Annotated in this window: 21 protein-coding genes and 1 pseudogene; 12 read left to right on the top strand and 10 right to left on the bottom strand. The window is 66.4% G+C overall.

Annotated features, from left to right (window positions below):
• Position 1: 1 nt before the first annotated feature.
• Both SMCB_RS12735 and SMCB_RS12220 read right to left on the bottom strand, forming a co-directional pair.
• A complete protein-coding gene (locus SMCB_RS12735) occupies positions 2 to 1,345 on the bottom strand; it encodes a TolC family protein (protein WP_045536377.1) in 1,344 nt (447 codons plus the stop codon).
• Between the two features lie 82 nt (positions 1,346 to 1,427).
• A complete protein-coding gene (locus tag SMCB_RS12220) occupies positions 1,428 to 1,889 on the bottom strand; it encodes a hypothetical protein (RefSeq protein WP_052468479.1) in 462 nt (153 codons plus the stop codon).
• A gap of 64 nt (positions 1,890 to 1,953) precedes the next feature.
• Here SMCB_RS12220 and SMCB_RS08760 point away from each other — a divergent pair, with 64 nt between their 5' ends.
• From SMCB_RS08760 to SMCB_RS08730, 8 genes and pseudogenes are all read left to right on the top strand, one after another.
• Positions 1,954 to 2,187 carry a hypothetical protein gene (locus tag SMCB_RS08760; RefSeq protein ID WP_045537925.1) on the top strand — a complete coding sequence of 78 codons (234 nt, stop codon included), beginning with the start codon at positions 1,954 to 1,956 and terminating at the stop codon, positions 2,185 to 2,187.
• Positions 2,188 to 2,265: 78 nt separating this feature from the next.
• The gene (locus SMCB_RS08755) at positions 2,266 to 3,006 is read left to right on the top strand and encodes a 2OG-Fe dioxygenase family protein (protein WP_045536376.1); all 741 of its coding nucleotides are present in this window, start codon (positions 2,266 to 2,268) and stop codon (positions 3,004 to 3,006) included.
• A gap of 94 nt (positions 3,007 to 3,100) precedes the next feature.
• On the top strand, positions 3,101 to 4,288 hold the full coding sequence (bktB, locus tag SMCB_RS08750) for a beta-ketothiolase BktB (RefSeq protein WP_045536375.1): 1,188 nt from the start codon (positions 3,101 to 3,103) through the stop codon (positions 4,286 to 4,288).
• A 104-nt stretch (positions 4,289 to 4,392) separates the two neighbouring features.
• A pseudogene (locus tag SMCB_RS13320) lies at positions 4,393 to 4,437 on the top strand (hypothetical protein); the annotation flags it as partial.
• Positions 4,438 to 4,477: 40 nt separating this feature from the next.
• On the top strand, positions 4,478 to 5,185 hold the full coding sequence (locus tag SMCB_RS08745) for a choice-of-anchor I domain-containing protein (RefSeq protein WP_052468477.1): 708 nt from the start codon (positions 4,478 to 4,480) through the stop codon (positions 5,183 to 5,185).
• A 149-nt stretch (positions 5,186 to 5,334) separates the two neighbouring features.
• Positions 5,335 to 6,348 carry a TatD family hydrolase gene (locus SMCB_RS08740; RefSeq protein WP_082027328.1) on the top strand — a complete coding sequence of 338 codons (1,014 nt, stop codon included), beginning with the start codon at positions 5,335 to 5,337 and terminating at the stop codon, positions 6,346 to 6,348.
• Positions 6,349 to 6,376: 28 nt separating this feature from the next.
• Entirely contained in the window at positions 6,377 to 7,300 is a 924-nt protein-coding gene (locus tag SMCB_RS08735) for a DMT family transporter (protein ID WP_045536374.1), read from the top strand.
• Positions 7,301 to 7,364: 64 nt separating this feature from the next.
• On the top strand, positions 7,365 to 8,159 hold the full coding sequence (locus tag SMCB_RS08730; RefSeq protein WP_045536373.1) for an SDR family oxidoreductase: 795 nt from the start codon (positions 7,365 to 7,367) through the stop codon (positions 8,157 to 8,159).
• Between the two features lie 134 nt (positions 8,160 to 8,293).
• Here SMCB_RS08730 and SMCB_RS08725 read toward each other — a convergent pair whose 3' ends face one another.
• The 5 genes from SMCB_RS08725 to SMCB_RS08710 all read right to left on the bottom strand — a co-directional run bounded on the left by SMCB_RS08725 (position 8,294) and on the right by SMCB_RS08710 (position 11,641).
• Positions 8,294 to 9,088, bottom strand: a complete 795-nt coding sequence (locus SMCB_RS08725; RefSeq protein WP_197539296.1) for an NYN domain-containing protein — start codon at positions 9,086 to 9,088, stop codon at positions 8,294 to 8,296.
• 22 nt (positions 9,089 to 9,110) lie between these two features.
• Positions 9,111 to 9,995 carry a restriction endonuclease gene (locus SMCB_RS12515; RefSeq protein ID WP_231851189.1) on the bottom strand — a complete coding sequence of 295 codons (885 nt, stop codon included), beginning with the start codon at positions 9,993 to 9,995 and terminating at the stop codon, positions 9,111 to 9,113.
• Positions 9,996 to 10,130: 135 nt separating this feature from the next.
• Positions 10,131 to 10,382: a DUF2442 domain-containing protein gene (locus SMCB_RS12510; protein ID WP_082027326.1), complete on the bottom strand. Its 252-nt coding sequence runs from the start codon at positions 10,380 to 10,382 to the stop codon at positions 10,131 to 10,133.
• On the bottom strand, positions 10,354 to 10,593 hold the full coding sequence (locus SMCB_RS08715; RefSeq protein WP_045536370.1) for a DUF4160 domain-containing protein: 240 nt from the start codon (positions 10,591 to 10,593) through the stop codon (positions 10,354 to 10,356). Before SMCB_RS08715 ends, SMCB_RS12510 begins: the two co-directional genes overlap by 29 nt.
• Positions 10,594 to 10,705: 112 nt before the next feature.
• Positions 10,706 to 11,641, bottom strand: a complete 936-nt coding sequence (locus SMCB_RS08710) for a DMT family transporter (RefSeq protein WP_045536368.1) — start codon at positions 11,639 to 11,641, stop codon at positions 10,706 to 10,708.
• Between the two features lie 206 nt (positions 11,642 to 11,847).
• Between SMCB_RS08710 and SMCB_RS08705 the strand changes: the two genes are divergently transcribed.
• Complete coding sequence (locus SMCB_RS08705; protein WP_045536366.1) at positions 11,848 to 12,843, top strand: quinone oxidoreductase family protein; 996 nt, start codon at positions 11,848 to 11,850, stop codon at positions 12,841 to 12,843.
• A gap of 181 nt (positions 12,844 to 13,024) precedes the next feature.
• The gene (locus SMCB_RS08700; protein ID WP_045536364.1) at positions 13,025 to 13,450 is read left to right on the top strand and encodes an Hsp20/alpha crystallin family protein; all 426 of its coding nucleotides are present in this window, start codon (positions 13,025 to 13,027) and stop codon (positions 13,448 to 13,450) included.
• A gap of 24 nt (positions 13,451 to 13,474) precedes the next feature.
• Here SMCB_RS08700 and lspA read toward each other — a convergent pair whose 3' ends face one another.
• From lspA to SMCB_RS08685, 3 genes are all read right to left on the bottom strand, one after another.
• Entirely contained in the window at positions 13,475 to 13,987 is a 513-nt protein-coding gene (gene lspA, locus SMCB_RS08695) for a signal peptidase II (protein WP_045536362.1), read from the bottom strand.
• Positions 13,988 to 14,017: 30 nt separating this feature from the next.
• On the bottom strand, positions 14,018 to 16,894 hold the full coding sequence (gene ileS / locus SMCB_RS08690; RefSeq protein WP_045536361.1) for an isoleucine--tRNA ligase: 2,877 nt from the start codon (positions 16,892 to 16,894) through the stop codon (positions 14,018 to 14,020).
• A gap of 76 nt (positions 16,895 to 16,970) precedes the next feature.
• Entirely contained in the window at positions 16,971 to 18,032 is a 1,062-nt protein-coding gene (locus tag SMCB_RS08685; RefSeq protein WP_045536359.1) for a bifunctional riboflavin kinase/FAD synthetase, read from the bottom strand.
• A gap of 196 nt (positions 18,033 to 18,228) precedes the next feature.
• On the opposite strand from SMCB_RS08685, the gene SMCB_RS08680 reads away from it, so the two are divergent.
• Both SMCB_RS08680 and katG read left to right on the top strand, forming a co-directional pair.
• Positions 18,229 to 18,786 carry an HNH endonuclease gene (locus SMCB_RS08680; RefSeq protein ID WP_045537918.1) on the top strand — a complete coding sequence of 186 codons (558 nt, stop codon included), beginning with the start codon at positions 18,229 to 18,231 and terminating at the stop codon, positions 18,784 to 18,786.
• A 152-nt stretch (positions 18,787 to 18,938) separates the two neighbouring features.
• Entirely contained in the window at positions 18,939 to 21,128 is a 2,190-nt protein-coding gene (gene katG, locus SMCB_RS08675) for a catalase/peroxidase HPI (RefSeq protein ID WP_045536357.1), read from the top strand.
• Positions 21,129 to 21,141: the final 13 nt, after the last annotated feature.

Here is a 21,141-nt window from a genome sequence, read left to right as displayed (position 1 = left end):
ATCAATTTCCTTTCGCGGTTTCGTAAGATAGGCCGGCGAGCACGGCACGCAGTTCGGCTGCGGCCACGGCGGCGTCGCGCCGCGCCAGCAGGGCGGCCTCGCTCGCCTGCACCCGGGCGCTGGCACTGGCCAGCAGCTCCCAGGTGCTCTTGAGCATGCCGTTGTAGCGCTGCTGGGTTTCGTCGAGCAAGGCGCTGTGCAGGCGCAGCGCATCTTGCGCCGCGCCCTCGGCCAACTCGGTGGCGGTTTGCCAGGCGCTGTAGGCGCTGTGGACGTCGGCGCGTATCTGGCGCTCGAGCGCATCGGCCTCGGCGCGCGCTTGGGCGGCTTGGTCCCAGCTGTGCGGCCAAAGGGCGCGCGCAGCCAGCGCGGGCTGGGTGGGCGGGGCCATGTGGTCGGCTGGCGCGCTCGCGGCTGGTGCTTGGGGCTGTGGCGCGACGGCAGCCGCCAGCGCGGCGGCAAGCTGCACGCGCTCGGCTGGCGTCAGGCCGCGCTCCAGCCGTGCGGCCTGCAGTTGCCGCAGCGGCCAGCGCGGATGCGCCTGCAGCGCCTGCGCTTCCAGAGTGGCCAAGGGGGCGAAGGCGGGCGCGGCCGGGGAGGTGGCCGTGGTGGCCGTGGTGGCCGTGGCAGGCGGGGCGGTGGCGGCCACCGGGGCGCTCACGCTCGGCCAGTCGGCCGGCAGCCGCTGCTCCAATTGCCAGGGCGTGAGCCCGTCGCCCGCCAGGCGCCACAGGGCGAGCACGGCGAGGTGCTGCTGGTGCTGCACCACCCGCTGCTGCGCTTGGGCTTGGTTGAGCAGCAGTTGCTCTTGCAGCAAGCGCATCTGCGGCCAGTTGCCGATGCGCACCATGCGCGCAGCCAATTCGGCCCCGGCCTGCACGGCTTGCAGCACCTGAGCCTGGTAGCGGGCGCTGCTGCCTGCCGCCACGGCGTGCAGCCAGGCCCGCTCGACCTGCAAAGCCAGATCGGCCTGCGCCAGCCGCAGCGCGTCGCGCTCGAGCGCGTTTAGGCCCGGTCGCGCCAGCAAATCGGGGCGTGCACGCTGTGCCGCCATCAGAGCATCAGACAGGCGCAAGTGCTGGGCGGCGGCGGGTTGCGGCGCGGCGCTGGCGTGCGGCTGCTGCTGGGCCTCCCACTGCACGATGTCGGCGTGGCCGCGGGGGAAAGCGCCGACCAGCTCGTTGGCCGCGCGCCACTGCTGCTCCGGCTCGGGATTGGCCCAGGCAGGGCCAGACCAAGCGGCCGCCAGCAGCGCCGCACCCAACAGGGGATGCCAAAAGGCTTTCGGCCCGCCGCGCTGCACACGCCGCACGCGCTGCACTGGGGCCCAAAAAGTAAAAAACATGGAAAACTCTCCGATCAAGAACCAAGAAACGCCGCGCCGCTGCCGAAGCAAGAACCAAGCGGGCGCACTGCGGGTGTCGAGATCAGAGAATGGGCGGTTTGAGCTCGGGTTGCGGCGTGGCCTGCACGATCACGGTGCGCGCGGGCACCGGTGCGCCCAGCGGCAAGGTGGGTGGCAGGGCCCCTAACCGCAGCGGCACCGCCAGTGCCTGGTGGCAAATCCCGCACAAAAGACACAGGCCATGCGCGCCCGCTTCAGAGTGCCCGGGGCAGGCGGGGTCGGCGGCCTGAGCTATGGCCTGCGCAGCCTCGTGCGTTGCGCCGAGGTGGAGGTCGTGAGCGGGGTCGGGAGAGCAGGCGTGCGCAGCCTCGTGCAGCGCCAAGTCGGCGTGGCCACAGAGTGCTGCCGGGTTGATTGACGCCATCTGGGCTGGGCCATACGCAGCGGCAGGGACTGAATGCAAAACCGCCAGCGCCATGGCGTCGCCCGCCCACAACCGCCAAGGCAGCAGCAGCACGAACAAGATGATCAGCCAGCGACGCATCTTTCGATGTTAAGGCATTTGGGCACAGCGTGCAATCGCTGCGCCGCGCGGCACAATGGCCCCCATGCCCGATTCCGCCCCACCCACCCCCTTGCCGCAGCGCCTGCGCCGCCTCTGGCAGCCGCACAACGGGCTGTTCTGGCTGATGCTGCTGTTCAACGGCCTCTCGACCGGCATGGCTTGGTTTCTGCACCTGTCACCGCCCGCTGGTTGGTTGCTGCTGGTCTTTACCCTGCTGGCGCTGGCCAATGCGGCTGCGGGCATGCTGCTGCTGTGGCTGCTGTGGCGCAGCACCTAGGGAGGGTGCTGGCTGGCGCGTGCCCGGGTTTACACTAGTGCCACCCGCACAAAGCCGCTTGCCTTTGTCAACCCTCCCATGAACGCCGTTTTCCCACCCCCCACCGTGCCGTTGGAGCAGCTCGATGCCACCTTGGCGCGCCAGGGCTTTGCCCTGCTCGATGCGGCTGCGGTGCAGCGCTGGCTTGGGCTCGAGGCGCAGGCGCTGGCGGCCCTGCAACCGAGCTGGGAGCGGCTCTGCCCCGACCACTATCTGCGCGATGGCGGGCGCTACCGCAAACGGCGCCACAGCTGCTTCGTGGTCGAGGGCGCGCAGGTGCGCCAGGTGCCGCACCGGGTGCACTGGCAGCCGCTGCAGTACAACGCGCTGCACGGCGGCATGCAGCGCTGGTTCGAGCCGATCGAGCCCGAGGTCGTGGCCCAACCCGCTTGGCAGCGCCTGCTACAGCAGACCGCGGCGGCGGCTTCGGCGCTCAAGGGCGCGCAGCCGTGGTACGTGGAAGCGCACCAGTTTCGCATCGACACCACCGACGGCATCGGCCGCCCCACGCCCGAGGGCGCGCACCGCGACGGCATGGAGCTGGTGGCCGTCTATCTGCTCGCTCGCCAAGGCATCAAGGGCGGCGAGAGCCGGGTGTTCGAGGCCGATGGCCCGCACGGCCAGCGCTTCACCCTGACCGAGCCTTGGTCGCTGCTGCTGCTCGACGACGAGCGCGTGATCCACGAATCGACCCCGATCCAGCCGCTGGTGCCGGGCGAGCTGGGCTGGCGCGACACGCTGGTGCTGACGTGCCGCTCGGGCGGCTTTCAGGGCGATTGAGCCGCCGCGCTGGCCTTAAGATCCGGCCTGGGGCGCGGTAGCTGCCCGAGCCATTTATACGTCAATCCAAACCACCCCCTAGGAGACCAAACCCATGAGCAACCGAGAAGTCGTCGTCGTCAGCGCTGCGCGCACCGCCATCGGCACCTTTGGCGGCAGCCTCAAAGACACCCCCACCACCGAACTCGGCGCCCTGGTGGTGCGCGAGGTGCTGGCGCGCGCTGCCGTGCCCGGTGCCGACGTGGGCCACGTGGTCTTTGGCCACGTCGTCAACACCGAGCCGCGCGATCTGTACCTATCGCGCGTGGCCGCGCTCGACGGCGGCTGCCCAGACACCACCGTGGCCATGAACGTGAACCGCCTGTGCGGCTCGGGGCTGCAGGCCATCGTCAGCGCCAGCCAAGCGATCTTGCTGGGTGATTGCGACGTCGCCATCGGCGCCGGGGCCGAGAACATGAGCCGCGCGCCCTACCTCAGCCTGGTGTCGCGCTTTGGCGCGCGCATGGGCGACGCCACACTGGTGGACATGATGGTGGGCGCGCTGCACGACCCCTTCCACAAAATCCACATGGGCGTGACGGCCGAAAACGTGGCGGCGCAGTTTGGCATCAGCCGCGCCATGCAAGACGCACTGGCGGTCGAGAGCCACAACCGCGCCGAGCGCGCCAGTGCCGAGGGCCGCTTCAAATCGCAGATCGTGCCGGTGCTGCTCAAGAGCCGCAAGGGCGAGGTCGCGTTCGACACCGACGAGCACTTCCGCCCCGGCTGCACGCTGGCCGACATGGCCAAGCTCAAGCCGGTGTTCGTCAAAGAAAACGGCAGCGTCACGGCGGGCAACGCCTCGGGCATCAACGACGCCGCCGCCGCCGTGCTGCTGATGGAAGCCGGCGCGGCGCGCGCGCGCGGCCTAGCCCCCATGGCGCGGCTGGTGGGCTACGCGCACACCGGGCTCGAGCCCAAAATCATGGGCGTGGGCCCGATTTCGGCCACACGCAAAGTGCTCGAGCGCACCGGTCTGACGATTGCCGACCTCGACGTGATCGAAGCCAACGAAGCCTTCGCCGCCCAAGCCTGCGCCGTGACGCAAGAGCTGGGCCTAGACCCGGCCAAGGTCAACCCCAACGGCTCGGGCATCTCGCTCGGGCACCCGATCGGGGCCACCGGCGCCATCATCACCGTCAAGGCGCTGTACGAGCTGCAGCGCACCGGCGGCCGCTACGCGCTGGTGACGATGTGCATCGGCGGCGGGCAGGGGATTGCGGCGATTTTTGAGCGCCTTTGACCGCGCTGGGGCGGCGTAGGGCTGGCCGGGCGGGAGCGCATGTTCACAGATTTGTCATATGGCTTGCGTAGAGTGCGGCGATTCAAACCCAACCGCCCTACCCAATGCCCAAAACCCCCACCCCCTTCGCCCTAGCCCGCTTGACTGCGGCGGCTGCCCTAGCCATTGTGGCGCTGGCCGGCTGCCAGAATGCCCGACGCCATGGCCGCCTACAGCGTGGGCGGGCGCACCCTGCTGGTCACGGCCAACGAGGGCGACGCGCGCGACTGGCCCGGCTTCAACGAAGAGGTGCGCGTGCGCGCCCACTGCCCCCAAGGTCTGGATCCGGCCGTCTTTCCCAATGCGGCCGCGCTGATCATGGATTCGGGCTTGGGCCGACTGCTCGTCACCAACACCCCCAACGCCGGTCAAACTGGGCGCAACGCCGCCGGCCAGTGCACCGAGCTGTTCAGCTTTGGCGCGCGCTCGTTCTCGATCTGGGACGCCAGCAACCTGCAGCAGGTCTATGACTCGGGCGACGAGCTGGAGCAACGCACCCGTGCCCTGCCCAAGGTCGCCTTCAACGCCAGCCACAACAACAACACGCTCGACGCCCGCAGCCCGAGCAAAGGCCCAGAACCCGAGGCGGTGGTGGTGGCCCAGTTTGGCAACCGGCACTTCGCCTTCATCGGGCTCGAGCGCGTCGGCGGCGTGATGGTCTATGAAGTCACCAACCCGGCCGAGGCGCGCTTCGTGACCTACTTCAACGGCACGCGCAACGGCGTCACCGGCGACCGCGGCCCCGAGGGCCTGACCTTCATCCCGGCGGTGCAATCGCCCAACGGCCGGCCCCTGCTGGTGGTGGCCAATGAAATCAGCGGCACCACGCGCATACTGCAAATCAACTTGGGGTTTTAAGCGGTTCAACGGCCGATCGGCCCAATGGTTGTTGATGGGCTGGTGGACTGGTGTGCTGATCCTCTAGGCCCTGCAGGGGCGGGGCGCTGTGCGGCCTAGGCGCGTGCGCTGGCTGCAGGCTGGAGTGGCGCAGCGCATAATCGCTGCGCATGTGGATCGACAGCCATTGCCACCTCGACGCCCCCGATTGGACGGATGAGCAGCGCTTGGCGCTGCGTCAGCAAGCGCGTGTCGCTGGAGTGGAGGTGTGCGTCTATCCGGCGGTGGAGCGCGCCAACTGGGCGCGTGTGCGCGAACTGGCGCACACCACCGGCGACGCCTACGCGCTGGGCATCCACCCGCTTTATGTGATGCAGGCCGACGACGCCGACCTCGAGGCGCTGGCGCTCGAGTTGCAACGCTGCCACGCCGACCCGCAGCTGGTGGCGGTGGGTGAGATTGGGCTCGATTTTTTTGTTCCCGCCCTGTGCGCGCCGGCTGCGCGCCAGCGCCAGTGGCACTTCTACACCGCCCAACTGGAGCTGGCGCAGCGCTTTGGGCTGCCCGTGATCTTGCACGTGCGGCGTTCGGCGGACGAGTTGCTGCGCGGCTTGCGCCAGCGCGATCGGGGCGGGCCGGGTGCGGCCACGGCAGGCCCGGCAACGCGCTCGGCCACACGCCTAGCAACCAGCCCGGTCAGCGCGCGCGGCGGCATCGCGCATGCCTTCAGCGGCAGCTTACAGCAGGCGCAGGCCTTCATCGAACTCGGATTTGCCCTGGGCTTTGGCGGTGCCTGCACCTTCGAGGCGGCGCGGCGCCTGCGCCGGCTGGCCAGCGCACTGCCCGCCGAGGCGCTGGTGCTGGAGACCGACGCCCCCGACATGCCGCCCCAGTGGCTCTATACCCCGGCCGCGGCGCGCGCCAGCGGCGCCAGCCAAGCGCCCAACACCCCGACCGAGCTGCCGCGCATCGGTGCCACGCTGGCGGCGTTGCGCGGCTTGGACTGCGCCGCACTAGCCGCCCAGACCAGCGCCAGCGTGCGGCGCGTGCTGCCGCGGCTGGCAGTGCTGCGGCCAAATTCGGGCCCAGCAGCGCTTGCATCCGCACCCACGCCCACGCCCACGCCCGCAATGGGCCAGTTGCCCCAGTCATCCACCAGCGCGGCGCCCGGCGTCGCACCCTGAGTGCCACCGCCGCGCTCCAAGCAAGCCTATGCCACTGCGCCCCACCGGTTTGTCCAAACTTAGCCGCCTGCAAAGCGGCTTGCTGCTGGCGCTGGCTGGGGCCGTGGCCTTCAGTGGCAAGGCCATCATCGTCAAGCTGGCGTATCGCTACGGCGTCGATCCGGTCACGCTGCTGATGTACCGCATGCTGTTTGCGCTGCCGCTGTTTCTGGCCATGATCTGGTGGGCCACCTACCGCAGCGCCAAGCCGGTGCAGCCGCTGCAGCGGCGCGACTGGTTGGCCATTTTTGGGCTGGGTTTTTGCGGCTACTACCTCGCCAGTTTTCTCGATTTTCTGGGCTTGCAGTACATCAGCGCCAGCCTCGGGCGGCTGATTCTGTACCTCAACCCCACGCTTGTGCTGCTGCTGGGCTGGCTCTTGTTTGCCCAACGCGTCACGCCGCGCCAGCTCGGGGCCATGGGCCTGAGCTATGCCGGCGTGCTGCTGGTGTTTGGGCACGAGTTGCGCTTCGACGGCTGGAGCACGGCACTGGGGGCGGCGCTGGTGTTTGGCAGCGCGCTCAGCTACGCCGTATATCTGGTCTATAGCGGCGCGCTGGTGCAGCGCATCGGTGCGTTGCGGCTGGTGGGCTGGGCCACCACCGTGGCCTGCATCCTGTGCATCGGCCAGTTTGTGCTGCTGCGCCCACTCGAAGCGGCGCTGGTGGCGCCCGAGGTGATCTGGCTCTCGCTGCTCAACGCCGTGCTCTGCACCGCGGCGCCGGTGGTGCTGGTGATGCTGGCGATCGAGCGCATCGGCGCCGGGCTCACGGCCCAAGTCGGGATGGTCGGCCCCATGGCCACGCTGCTCATGGGCGCGCTGATACTGGGCGAGCCCTTCAACGCTTGGATTTTGGCCGGCACCGCGCTGGTGCTGGCGGGCGTGCTGTGGGTGAGCCGGCCCAGCCGGTGAGGATAATCGGATCAAGCAAATCGCTCAATCCGGCCCGCTCGGGCCATTTTTGGAGTGCAAGACAATGGATTTGGGAATCGCGGGCCGCTGGGCCTTGGTGTGTGGGGCCAGCAAAGGGCTGGGTTGGGGTTGCGCGCAGGCGCTGGCGAGTGCGGGAGTGAATTTGGTGATCGCGGCGCGCGGGGCCGAGCGCTTGCAGCAGGTGGCTGCCGAGCTGCGCCAGCAAAGCGGGGTGACGGTGCTGCCGGTGGCGGCCGACGTGACCACGGCAGCCGGGCGCGAGACGCTGTTTGCGGTGCCCGGCGGGCCGGGGCGGGCCTTTGACATCGTGGTCAACAACGCCGCTGGCCCACCCACGGGCGACTTTCGTCACTGGGAGCGCGAGCAGTGGCTGCAGGCGCTGGAGGACAATATGCTGAGCCCGATCGAGCTCATCAAGGCCACGGTGGACGGCATGGCCGAGCGCGGTTTTGGCCGCATCGTCAACATCACCTCCAGCGCCGTCAAGGCCCCGATCGACATCTTGGGCTTGAGCAATGGCGCCCGCAGTGGCCTGACCGGCTTCGTCGCCGGGCTGGCGCGCAGCGGCTTGGCGGCGCGCGGCGTGACCATCAACAACCTACTGCCCGGCAAGTTCGACACCGAGCGCCTGGCCGCCACCCTGGCCGCCGGGGCCCAAAAGAGCGGGCAGCCGCTCGAGGCCGTGCGCGCAGCGCAACTGGCGCAGATACCGGCGCGCCGCTTTGGCAGCCTGCAAGAGTTCGGCGCCGTCTGCGCCTTTCTGTGCAGCACCCACGCCGGCTACCTCAACGGCCAAAACATTTTGCTCGACGGCGGGGCTTATCCGGGGGTGTACTGATGAACCATCGTGCGCTGCAAGCCCCGATGGCGACGGCCAGTTGCTTGGGGCATTGCTGAGCTTGCTGGCCCGTGACCTGTTATTCACGGCGGGGCAGTTTTTGCGCGCCTGCTGTTCCTCCCGCAGTTGGCAGTTTAATCTGCCTCTTTGGATGTCGCTTCCCCATTTTCAGCCTTGCACTCTGCCAGACGCACAGACCAGTGGCCACTAGGCTCTTGCTGCGTGGTCAACAGGTCGTACGTCTTGACCATGCTCAGAAGCCCCGAGTGGCCGTACATCTGCGGAGTAAATGAGGGATCGGCTCGCTTGAGATAAGAACCCAACGGGCTCATGCCCACCTTGCCGTCGGTGGTATCGGCGGCCAAAAGCGAAACCGCGTCAACCAGCAACCGGGGGCGGCGTTTGGCCACAGGCTTGAGCGGTTCGGCTTTGGCAGTGTCTGACTTTGCCGACTTGTTGTCTGGGCAGGGTTCATCCGCAGCGGTGTGGACGATCGGCCGCACCCATTCGAAAAATTGGTCGCTTGCGTTGCGAAGTGCATCTGGCGTCTTGGCTTCGCCAACGATATAAACGGTGGCCCCGCGTTCACGCAGCTTGCGGCACAAATAGGCGAAGTCGGAATCGCTGGTGATGAGACAGAAGGTGTCGGCCCGGTCATCAAACATGGCCTCGAGTGCATCCAAGGCCAAGGCTATGTCTGCGGTGTTCTTGCCGGCGGCATATTGATATTGCAGGCACGGCGTAAAAGCCTGACGCACCAAAGCTTCTTGCCATCTATTGGCCAAGGTGCCGTGGTTGCCGTACCCGCGACACAGCACCACGCGGCCAAACTGGGCGACGATGCGCAAAGCGTGATCCAGAATCTCAGGCGTTGTGTTGTCGCTATCCACCAAAACAGCGACGCGGCTCTCGTTGGGCGATGTGTTCAATGACGCTCCACCTGATACTTGTTTATGATTCTTCGAAGTAGTCAGAATCTATTCTTTTGACTATAAAGGTGGCGGCTGGAGCAACACCGACGTCAAAATCAATCATGAGGGCTGCCAACTGCCTTCCGTCGATGAGAACCACTTTTGTGTCTATGCGGGATGCATAGTCCGCTGCTTCAGCTGTGTAGCTGGAGGTTGTGATGAAAACCCCCTTTTGGGCGCGTTGCCCTTGCAATGCGCCTACAAATTTTTGAATTTCTGGTCGCCCTACCGATCCTTGCCAGCGCTTTGCTTGGATGAAGATTGTGTCCAGACCGAGTCGGTCTTCTTTGATGATTCCGTCAATGCCACCATCGCCGGTTTGGCCTATGCGTTCACCAGCATCTCGTCGAGAGCCGCCATAGCCCATTTTTACAAGCAGTTCAACAACAAGCTGCTCAAAGAACATTGGGGAGCAGCCAAGAATTCGTGTCAGGAGCTCTGCAGCGAGTTGGTCTCGAAGGCTTTGGTGTGCCAGCTCGATTGATTCTTCTGGCGTGGTTCTTGATTGCGGCAGCTCTGATTGGGTCTCAGCCCCGTTCAGGGACTTTGTGGGATCACGAAAATCCAAAAATTCTGGAAACTGTTCCAAAAATTTTGTATCGATCTTGCTCGGGCTAGATAAAAGTATCTTGGTGCCTCGATCTGTTATTTTGAAAACACCTCGCTTCGGTGACTCAAGGAGTGCTGCCTTTTTAAGGTAGGTGCGTGCCCAACCAATCCTGTTCTTAAAAACACCCTGCTGGCCAGAGGGTAGTAACTCTGCGCGCTCAGTGGGCGTCAATTTGAAGTGCTCAGCCAAGTGCTCTTCAGCGTCGCGTAATGTGTGCTCGGACCCGTCTGACAAATGTTTCAGCAGCGGAAGCATGCAGGATTGGTAGTCAGGGATGGGCATTTTTCTAAGGGCGGCCGGCGCAGCTAAGATTCAACGTTAGAGGTTGTAGGGGAGGTGCAAAAAAGAGAGTCTTGCTTGATCCTTATTTCCGGCGGTCACCTTATTGACTCAAGTTTTAGAAACCAGCGGAAATGCAGCCGGATTGCGAATCGACTGAACGGATAAATCAATGTCCAGCTTGGGCCAGTACAGATGATCGGCACTGGGCCATTGGATATCGGTTAGTTGTTCTACGGTGGCATTTTTAAACCATGGGAAATCGTTGAACGAAACCGCAAGCTCTTCGTTTCCGAGTAGCAGCCAAAAGCAATGCTTGGAAATGTTTGTGACTTCAGCTTCCAAAGTGATGGTTCCAGGCATCCTGAATCTCCTTGATGTGCGTGCTCACGATAGCGTGCGCTTGCCGCAGCTGTGTTTGACTCAATCCGACGTTGACCGCCAACTCGATCTGAGGCGTGAGCCAGAACTTGGCTTCGCCATCCGGGTGAGAAATGTGTACGTGTATTCGTGTTTCTTCTCTGGAGAAAAAGTACAGCCTGAATTTGCCGTCTCTGACGATGGTCGGTGCCATTTGTTTTCAATGCACGAGCGGATTTGTGGGCGTTGGTTCAGGGTGCAGGGGTCATTTTGCCATGTTCCCCGGAGCTGGTGTGGGAACGTTTTGGTTATTGCGGGCCCGCCCCTCAACGCCGCAGCGACGAGACCGCGATGCCGGCCACGATGAGCGCGAAGGCGGCGACGTGGAAGGCTTGCGGGGGTTCGCGCAGCAGGGCGGCGGACATGAGCGCGGCCAGCAGCGGCGTCAGGTTGCTGAAGAACGCGGCCACGGTGGGGCCGGCGCGCTGCACCCCTTCGCCCCAGAAGCGGTAGGCGATCACGCCCGGCCCCAGGCCCACGAACACCAGCACCGCCAGCAGCGCCCAGCTCCAGTCGATCTGCGGCAAGGGGGTGCCGGTGGCCGCTGGCCACAAGACCCACTCGCCGGCGCTGAGCGCGGCCGACCAGAATAGGCCAAAAATGATCTGCGCCATCAAAAAGGCCGACCAATCGGCGCGGATCGGGGCCGGTTCGTCGCGCCGCGTGAGCAGCCAGCTGTAGAGCGCCCAGGTGCAGGTGGCCAGCAGCATCCAGGCGTCGCCCGGCACCAGTTGCAGCTCGAGTATGCGCTGCACTTGGCCTTGCGTGAGCACCACCAGCACCCCGAGCAGCGACAGCGCCGAGCCCAGCAGCGCCTGGCGCGTGATGGCGGCGCCAAAGAACAGGCGCCCAATGATCAGCATCCAGACCGGCATGCTGGCTGCCACCAGCGTGACATTGATCGGCGTCGAGGTGTGCAGCGCCAGGTATTGCAGCGAGTTGTAGCCGGCAATCGCCAGCAGCCCGAGCAGGGCAAAGCGGCGCCAGTGCTGCCACAAACCGCTGTGGCGGCGCAACACCCAAGCCGCCAGCGGCAGCAAAATGGCCAAAGCCACCAACCAGCGCAGGAAGTTGAAGGTCATGGGCGGAATCCAGTCCGCCGCCAGACGGCCCACGACGGCGTTGCCAGCCCACAGCAACGGGGCGATGGTGAGCATGGCGGCGGTGCCCAAGGTCAGGGGCGCAAATGGTGTGGCAGACATCGTTGCGACTGTAACGCCTGCGCGCTCGCGGCCTTGGCAAGGGGTTTGCAGTGCCGGTTTTGGGCGCTGCTGATTTCGTGGCACCATTGGCGTTTTGGCCGCCAGCAATGCAAGCCTTTGGCTCCAGCCTTTGCGGTGCACACATTGCGCCGCTCGCTGGTGTGCCGGTATTGCCCCAACCCACTCATTTTCAGGAACCCCCCCCCATGAGCACCACCCACAGCCGCGCCGTCGTGATCGAGCAAACCGGCGGCCCCGAGCAGATGCACCTGATCGAGGCCCCGGTGGGCGACCCCGGCCCGGGCGAGGTGCGCATCCGCCACCACGCCATCGGGCTCAACTACATCGACGTTTATCAGCGCAGCGGCCTGTACCCGCTGCCGCTGCCATTGCGCTTAGGCATGGAGGGCGCGGGCGTGATCGAGGCCGTGGGCGCGGGCGTGGAGCACCTGCAGGTCGGTGACCGCGCCGCCTACGCCAGCCAGCCGCCAGGCAGCTACTGCGACGCGCGCGTGCTGCCGGCCATGAACGTTTGCCGCCTGCCCGAGGACATCGGCTTTGAGCAGGGCGCGGCCATGATGCTCAAGGGCCTGACGGCCCAATACCTGCTGCGCCACTGCAAGCCGGTCGAGGGCTTGCAAGCGGGCGACTGGGTGCTGTTCCACGCGGCGGCGGGCGGCGTTGGGCTGATCGTTTGCCAGTGGGCGCGCGCGCTCGGCCTGCGCCTGATCGCCACTGCGGGCACGGACGAAAAATGCGCGCTGGCGCTGGCCAATGGGGCCGTGCACGCGATCAACTACCGGCACGAAAACGTGGCCGAACGCGTGCGCGCCCTGACTGCGGGCAGCGGCGTGAAGGTGGTCTATGACGGCGTGGGCAAAGACACCTGGGAGGGCTCGCTCGACAGCCTAGCGCCTTTTGGCCTGCTGGTGAGCTTTGGCAACGCCTCGGGCCCGGTGCCGGCCTTTGCCCCGGCGCTGCTGGCGGCCAAGGGCTCGGTCTATGTCACGCGCCAGACTCTGTTTCACCACATCACCAGCCGCGCGCGCACCCAAGCCATGGCCGACGAACTGTTTGCCGTGGTGGGCAGCGGGGCGGTGCAGATCCACGTCGAGCAGCGCTACCCGCTGGCGCAGGTGCAGCAGGCGCACCAAGCGCTGGAGGCGCGCCAGACCGTGGGCGCCACGGTGCTGTTGCCCTAAAGGCGGCGGCAGGGCGCCGTTGCGGGCGTCGTTGTGGGCGCCATTGTGGGCGCCGTTGTGGGCGTTTTTGGGGTCTTGAAATCGCCATCCGTCGCCGCTAGATTGTGCCTGTGGCCGCAAGGGTTTGCGGCCCAACAAGGGTCTCATCAACCGCAGTGTCTAGCAAAGGAGTGCACGCATCATGAACCACCTGATTCCACGGGGCAGCCTGTTCGACGACTTTTTCAAAGACATGGCCTCGCCCGGTTTTTTCATCAAACCGCTGCACGGCGACGCGCTGCCGCAGTCGATCAAGGTCGATGTGAGCGAAACGCCGGAGGCCTACCAGGTGCAGGCCGAAATCCCGGGTGTGGCGCGTGAAGACATTCACGTCAACATCGATGGCAGCATCGTGAGCCTGCGCGCCGAGGTCCGGCAGCAGGACCGCCAGACCTCAGACGATAAACTGCTGCGCAGCGAGCGCTACTACGGCTCGGTGGCGCGCAGCTTTCAGTTGCCGCTCGAGATCGACGAGGCCGAGGCCAAAGCCAAGTACGAGCACGGCGTGTTGACGCTCACGCTGCCCAAGAAGCGCGGCCGCAGCGGCCAGCGGCTGACGATCGAGTGAGGGCGTCGGGGCCGGCGCACCAACTCAGGCGCGCGAGCGCCGCACGCGCCGGATTTCGTCGATGATGATACCGCACGCGCCTAGCGTGATCGCCATGTCGGCCAAGTTGAAGGTGGGAAAGTGGCCGCCGTGAAACACCGGCTGCAGCCAGCGGAAGTGAAAGTCGAGCATGTCGATCACGTGGCCGTGCAGCAGCCGGTCGATCAGGTTGCCGATGGCCCCGCCCATGATGCAAGCGATCGAAAAAGCAAACAGGCGCTGGCTGTGGTGCTTGTGCAGCAGCCATACGATGAAGGCGCTGGCCGCCACCGCCACCGCGCTCAGAAACCAGCGCTGCCAGCCACCGGCGTCGGCCAACAGCGAAAAGGCCGCGCCCGGGTTGTGGTGCCGCGTGAGGTTGAAAAACGAGCTGATGCGCAGCGCTTCGCCGTGGTCGAAGGTGGCGACGATGAGCGTTTTCGTGAACTGGTCGGCCAGCACGATGGCGGCGGCCAGCGCGAGCCAGAGCCAGAGGCTGGTGGGGGATGATTTGGCCATGGGGCGCTTTGTATAAAAAGGTGCAGCCTCTTAGGCTACGTGGCGCACTTCGCCGCTGCCGTACAGGTTGCTGGTGCAGCGGCCACAGAGCTCGGGGTGCGCCGGGTCGTGGCCCACGTCGTCGCGGTAATGCCAGCAGCGCGCGCACTTGGGGGCGCTGGCTGGGCGCACCTGCACCGCCAGCTGCGCGCCCGGCTGCAGCTCGACGGCCGAGACGATGAACACAAATTTGAGCTCGTCGCCTAGGCTGCGCAGCAGCGCCAAGTCTTCGGCGTCGAGCGTGAGCCTCAGGTTGGCTTGCAGCGAGGAGCCTAGGCTGCCGCTGCTGCGCACATCTTCGATCGCCTTGTTGACCACCGTGCGCAGCTCGCGCAGGCGGCCCCACTTGGCCAGCAAGGCCTGGTTGGGGCTGGGCAGCGGCAGGTAGGTCTCGGTGTAGATCGACTCGGTGTGGCCGACCAATTTCCACGCCTCCTCAGCGGTGAAGCTCAAAAACGGCGCCATCCAGCGCAGCAGCGCGTGCGTGATCTGGTGCAGCGCGGTCTGGGCGCTGCGCCGTGCCAGGCTCTTGGGGGCGCTGGTGTAGAGGCGGTCTTTGAGCACGTCGAGGTAGAAGGCGCCCAAGTCTTCGGAGCAATAGACTTGCAGCTTGGCGACCACGGGGTGGAACTCGTACTCTTGGTAGTGCGCCAGCACCTCGGCCTGCAAGGCGGCCGCGCGGCTCAGGGCGTAGCGGTCGATCTCCAGCAGTTCGGACTCGGGCACGCCGTCGGTGGCGGGGTCGAAGTCGCTGATGTTGGCGAGCAAAAAGCGCAGCGTGTTGCGCATGCGCCGGTAGGCATCGACCACGCGCGCCAGAATTTTGTCGTCGATCGCCAGATCGCCCGAATAATCGGTGGCCGCCACCCACAGGCGGATGATCTCGGCCCCGAGCTTGGAGCTGATCTGCTGCGGCGCCACCACGTTGCCCACGCTCTTGCTCATCTTGCGGCCTTGGCCATCGACGGTGAAGCCGTGCGTGAGCAAGCCCTTGTACGGCGCGCGGCCGTACAGGGCGCAGGCGGTGAGCAGCGAGCTGTGGAACCAGCCGCGATGCTGGTCGTGGCCTTCGAGGTAGAGGTCGGCCTCGGGGCCGTGCTCGTGCCCGGCGCCGGCGTGGCTGCCCTTGAGCACGGTGGTGTGGGTGGTGCCCGAGTCGAACCAGACTTCCAGAATGTCGCTGCTCTTGCTGTAGTGCGCCGGGTCGGCGGCGTCGTCGATGCGCGCCAAAATCTCGGCCACGCTGAGCTGGCTCCAGGCCTCGATGCCGCCCGCTTCCACCACCTCGGCGGCTAGGTCGATGATCTCGAGCGTGCGCGGGTGCGGCTCGCCGCTGTCGAGGTGCAGCAAAAAGGGCAGCGGCACGCCCCAGGAGCGCTGGCGGCTGATGCACCAGTCGGGCCGGTTGGCGATCATGTCGCGCAGCCGGGTGCGGCCGTTTTCGGGGTAAAAGCGCGTTTGCTCGATGGCTTGCAGCGCCGACTGGCGCAGCGTCTGCTCGGCGGCGTCTTGCGTGAACACGCCGCTGCCTGCGTCCATGCGCACGAACCACTGCGCGGCGGCGCGGTAGATCACCGGCGTTTTGTGGCGCCAGCAGTGCGGGTAGCTGTGGCTGATGGTCTCGGTGCCAAACAGCCGGCCGTGCGCGCGCAGGGTGTCGATGATCACCGAGCAGGCCTTCCAGATGTTGAGGCCGCCAAACAGGGGCAGCGCCTCGTCGTACTGGCCGTTGCCCTGCACCGGGTTGAGGATTTCGTCCAGCTTCAGGCCGTGGGCGACGCAGGAGTTGAAGTCTTCCACGCCATAGGCCGGGGCCGAGTGCACGATGCCGGTGCCGTCTTGGGCGGTGGCGTAGTCGGCCAGATAAATGGGGCTTGAGCGCTCGTAACCGGGGTGCACGTGCGCCAGCGGGTGCTGGAAATTGATCAGCTCCAGCGCCCGGCCGGGGGCGGTGGCGAGCACGCTGCCTTGCAACTGAAAGCGCACCAGGCATTTTTCCACCAGCGATTCGGCCAGCACCAGCAAGCCGCGCGGCGTGTGCACCAGCGCGTAGATCAGCTCGGGGTTGAGGTTCAGGGCCTGGTTGGCCGGAATGGTCCAAGCGGTGGTGGTCCAGATCACGGCGTACATGGGCTGGCGCGCAAGCTCGGCGGTATCCACGTGCGGCAGGCCGCTGTGGCCAAAGAAGGCGTGCAGCAGTTTGGCCGGTTCGGCGCACAAAAAGCCCACGTCCAGGCTCTGGCTTTGCTTGTCTTGGTACTCGATCTCGAACTCGGCCAGCGAGGAACCGCAGTCGAAGCACCAATAGACCGGCTTGAGGCCGCGATAGACGAAGCCGCGCTCCATCATGCGCTTGAAGGCGCGGATCTCGTGGGCTTCGGTGGCGAAGTCCATGGTTTTGTAGGGCTGGCCCCACTGGCCCAGCACGCCCAAGCGCTGGAAGTCGGCCATCTGCTGCGCGATCTGCTCGGTGGCGAAGGCGCGTGCCTTGGTCTGCATCTGATCGCGCGACAGCTTGCGGCCGTGCAGCTTTTCAATCGCGTTCTCGATCGGCAGGCCGTGGCAGTCCCAGCCCGGGATGTACTGCGCGTCAAAGCCGGCCAGCTGGCGCGCTTTGACGATCATGTCTTTGAGCACCTTGTTGACCGCGTGCCCGATGTGGATCTGGCCGTTGGCATAGGGCGGGCCGTCGTGCAAGATGAACTTGGGCGCACCCACGCGCGCGGCGCGCAGGCGCTGGTACAGGCCGTGCTCGTTCCACTCTTGCACCCAACCCGGTTCGCGCTGCGGCAGGTTGCCGCGCATGGGAAAGGGCGTGTCGGGCAGGTTCAGCGTGGCGCTGTAGTCGGTCGGGGTGGCGTCTGGCATGGCAATGGCGGTAGGGGGGTGCGGTGAGCGGGCCGGCTGACAGAGAGGGTGCCGCGCCAGCCCCGAATGGGCGTGCTCAGGTGGGGGCTGCAGACCGGGCGGCAAACCAGGCGCGGGCGTCGGCGCAGTCTTGTGCGATGCCGCGCGTGAGGGCCTCGAGGCCATCGTAGCGCAGCTCGTCGTGCAGTTTGTGCAGCAGTTCGACGCGAATGATTTTACCGTAGGCCTCACCCGGCGTGGTGGCGCTGCGCAGGGCCTGCTGCACGCGCTCGGGCCAGTCTAGGCAGTGGGTCTCTAGCAGCACGCGGCCGCCGTTGGCGTCGTTGGGGTCGAGCGAGGGCCGCACGCCAAGGTTGGCCACGCCGGGCAGCGGCGGTGCCGCCGGGTCTGGGTCCAGCCCGTGCACTTGCACCACGAAAATGCCGCTGGCGGCGGGCTTCCAGTGGTCAAAGCGCAGGTTCAGGGTGCGAAAGCCGTCGTCGGCCCCGCTGGCCGACGCGCCCAGCGCGCGCCCAAGCTTGCGCCCATGCACCACGTGGCCGCTGATGGCGTAGGGCCGGCCCAGCAGGGCGGCCACATCGGTCATGCGGCCAGCGGCCAGCGCCTCGCGCACCTCGGAGCTGGAGACGCGCAGACCGTGCACCTCGTAGCTCATCATGCGCGCCACGTCGAAGCCCTGGGCGCTGCCTGCGGCATCGAGCAGCGCGTAGTCGCCGCGGCGCTGGGCGCCAAAGCGGAAATCGTCGCCCACCAGCACGTAGCGCGCGCCCAGCGCCCCGATCAGCACCTGGTCGATGAAGGCCTGCGCCGGCAGCGTCGCCAAGCGCTCGTCAAAGGGCAGGATCACGCACCGCTCCACGCCGCAGCGGCGCAGCTCGTGCAGCTTGTCGCGCAAGGTGGCGATGCGCGCCGGGGCCAGATCGGGCTGGCGGTATTTTTGCGCGAAATAGTCGCGCGGGTGCGGCTCGAAAGTGAGGGCGCAACTGGGCAGGCCGCGGTGGCGCGCCTCATTGCCCAGCAGCGCCAGCATGGCTTGGTGGCCACGGTGCACGCCGTCGAAGTTGCCAATGGTGAGCGCGCAGCCCCCTTGGGAGCGGGTCTGGCGCAGCAGGTTGGCCATGCCTTGGATGATTTTCATGCGTAAAGGGTAAAGATTTGGGCCGGGTGTCGCCGAACCGCAACCAAAGCGCGCTATATTGACACAAACCCACATGGGTTTCGCCTCTGCCCGCCGCTGCCTTGGCTCGGTTGCCGGTGGGCCGGGTTTCTGTGGTGGTTCGGGTGGCTGCGCGGCGCGTGGCGGCCAAGGCCAAAGCACGCGGAGGCAAGGTTTGGTGAAGGTCTTGAAATTGTCGGCACAGGGCGTGCCGCAGTCGTGGATCAGCCTAGAGCAGGCCGTGCTGCACTACGCAGCCGGCGAGGTGCGCTGGGAGGCGGGCCTGCGCGTGGCGCGGTTTCGGGGCGGTATCAACGCCGCCAGCGGGCTGCAGTCGGTGATCGAGGTCAACTCCATCATCGGCACGGTCGGCGTGCCCAACATCAACCCCTTCGAGCTCAAGCCCAGCCTGAACAACGAAAAGCTGTTCGCCCGCGACCGCAGCCTGTGCGCCTACTGTGGCGACTCGTTCCCCGAATCGTTTCTAACGCGCGAGCACATCCGGCCGCTGGCCCAAAAAGGCGGCGACCAATGGATGAACGTGGTCACGGCCTGCCGCAGCTGCAACCACCGCAAGGGCAACCGCACGCCCGAACAAGCGCGCATGCCGCTGCTCTACACCCCCTACGTGCCCAGCTTGTGGGAGGACTTTATTTTGCGCAACCGCCGCATCTTGGCCGACCAGATGGAGTTTCTGGCCGCGCGCCTGCCACGCCACTCGCGGCTGCACGCCTGAGCACGGTGCAGCGCGAATTGGCCGGCCCGCAACCGCGCACCGATCCTATTGATCGATTAGACAAAACCAATCCCCGCACCCGATAGCCTCGGCCTACACTGTACGCACCTGTCCACCCCCCCCGTCCACTTTTTCAACCAGGAGATGAGACCATGACGACCGAATCCAAATGCCCTTTCCACGGTGCGCCCACCGCCCCGGCGGTGGCGGGCGTGCGCTCGAACCGCGACTGGTGGCCCGAGCAGCTCAATCTGCGCATCCTGCACCAGCACGGCTGCAAATCGAACCCGATGGGCAAAGACTTTGATTACAAAAAAGCCTTCGCCGAACTCGACCTCGACGCTGTGGTGCAAGACCTCAAGGCGCTGATGACCGACTCGCAAGACTGGTGGCCGGCCGACTACGGCCACTACGGCCCCTTCTTTATCCGCATGGCCTGGCACGCCGCCGGCACCTACCGCATCCACGACGGCCGCGGCGGTGCCGGCCACGGCGCGCAGCGTTTTGCCCCCGAGAACAGCTGGCCCGACAACGGCAACCTCGACAAGGCGCGGCGCCTGCTGTGGCCGATCAAGCAAAAGTACGGCAAGCACCTGTCGTGGGCCGATTTGCTCATCCTCACCGGCAACGTGGCGCTGGAGTCTATGGGCTTCAAGACCTTTGGCTTTGCCGGTGGCCGCCCCGACATCTGGGAGCCGCAGGACGACATCTGGTGGGGCCCCGAAACCGAGTGGCTGGGCGACAAGCGCTACAGCGGCGAGCGCGATCTGGCCAAACCGCTGGGCGCGGTGCAGATGGGCCTGATTTACGTCAACCCGCAGGGCCCCAACGGCGTGCCCGATGCGCTGGCCTCGGCGCGCGACATCCGCGAGACCTTCGCGCGCATGGCCATGAACGACGAGGAAACCGTGGCCTTGGTGGCCGGCGGCCACACCTTTGGCAAGGCGCACGGGGCCGGGCTGGAGTCGCACGTGGGGCGCGAGCCCGAAGGCGCGCCGATCGAGCAGCAGGGCTTGGGCTGGGCCAACAGCCTGGGCACGGGCAAGGGCGGCGACACCATCACCAGCGGCATCGAAGGCGCTTGGACCCCGACCCCGACGCAGTGGGACCACAGCTACTTCGAGATGCTGTTTGGCTACGACTGGAATCTGGTCAAGAGCCCGGCCGGCGCCTGGCAGTGGGAGCCGGTCAACGTGGCCGACAAAGACCTGGCCCCAGCGGCGCACGACCCCGCCAAGCGCGTCAAGACCATGATGACCACCGCCGACTTGGCGCTGCGCTTCGACCCGGCCTACAACAAAATCGCGCGCCGCTTTCAGCAAAACCCGGCCGAGTTCGCCGACGCCTTTGCCCGCGCCTGGTTCAAGCTCACGCACCGCGACATGGGGCCGCGCGCGCGCTACCAGGGCAAGCTGGTGCCGCCCGAGGTCCTGATCTGGCAAGACCCGGTGCCGGCCGCCACGCAGCCGCTGATCGACGCCGCCGACGTGGCGGCGCTCAAAGCCCAGGTGCTGGCATCAAACCTGAGCGTGGCGCAACTGGTGGCCACGGCCTGGGGCGCGGCGAGCACCTTCCGCGGTTCCGACAAACGCGGAGGCGCCAACGGCGCGCGCATCCGGCTGGCGCCGCAAAAAGACTGGGCCGCCAACGACCCGGTGCAGCTCGCCAGCGTGCTGGCCCAACTCGAAGCCATCCAGCAGCGCTTCAACGCCAGTTCGGGCAAAAAAGTCTCGCTGGCCGACTTGATCGTGCTCGCTGGCGGCGCAGCGGTGGAGGCGGCGGCCAAGGCTGCGGGCCATGCCATTGAGGTGCCGTTTCACCCCGGGCGCACCGACGCGCTGCCCGAGCAAACCGATGTGGCCTCGTTTGCCGTGCTCGAGCCGCGCGCCGACGGCTTGCGCAACTACGCCGCTCCCGGCTGCGAAGCCCACGCCGCCGAGTTGCTGATCGACCGCGCGCAGCTTTTGACCCTTACCGCGCCCGAACTCACGGTGCTGGTGGGCGGCCTGCGCGTGCTCGGGGCCAACAGCGGCGGCAGCCGCCACGGCGTGTTCACGCAGCGCCCCGGCGTGCTCTCGACCGACTTCTACACCCAGTTGCTCGACATGGGCACGGTGTGGGCGCGTTCGGCCGCCAATCCGCACGTGCTCGAGGGCCGCTGCCGCAAGAGCGGCGCCCTGAAGTGGACCGCGACCGTGGCCGATCTGGTGTTTGGCTCCAACTCGCAACTGCGGGCCCTGGCCGAGGTCTATGCCGAGCGCGGCAACGAGCGCAAGTTCGTGCAGGACTTTGTCGCCGCTTGGGTCAAGGTGATGGAGCTGGACCGCTTCGACTTGCGTTGATACAGCGCACGGG

It is taken from the genome of Serpentinimonas maccroryi (genome assembly GCF_000828915.1).
Lineage (GTDB): Bacteria > Pseudomonadota > Gammaproteobacteria > Burkholderiales > Burkholderiaceae_C > Serpentinimonas > Serpentinimonas maccroryi.
This window is presented reverse-complemented; position numbering and strand designations above follow the sequence as displayed.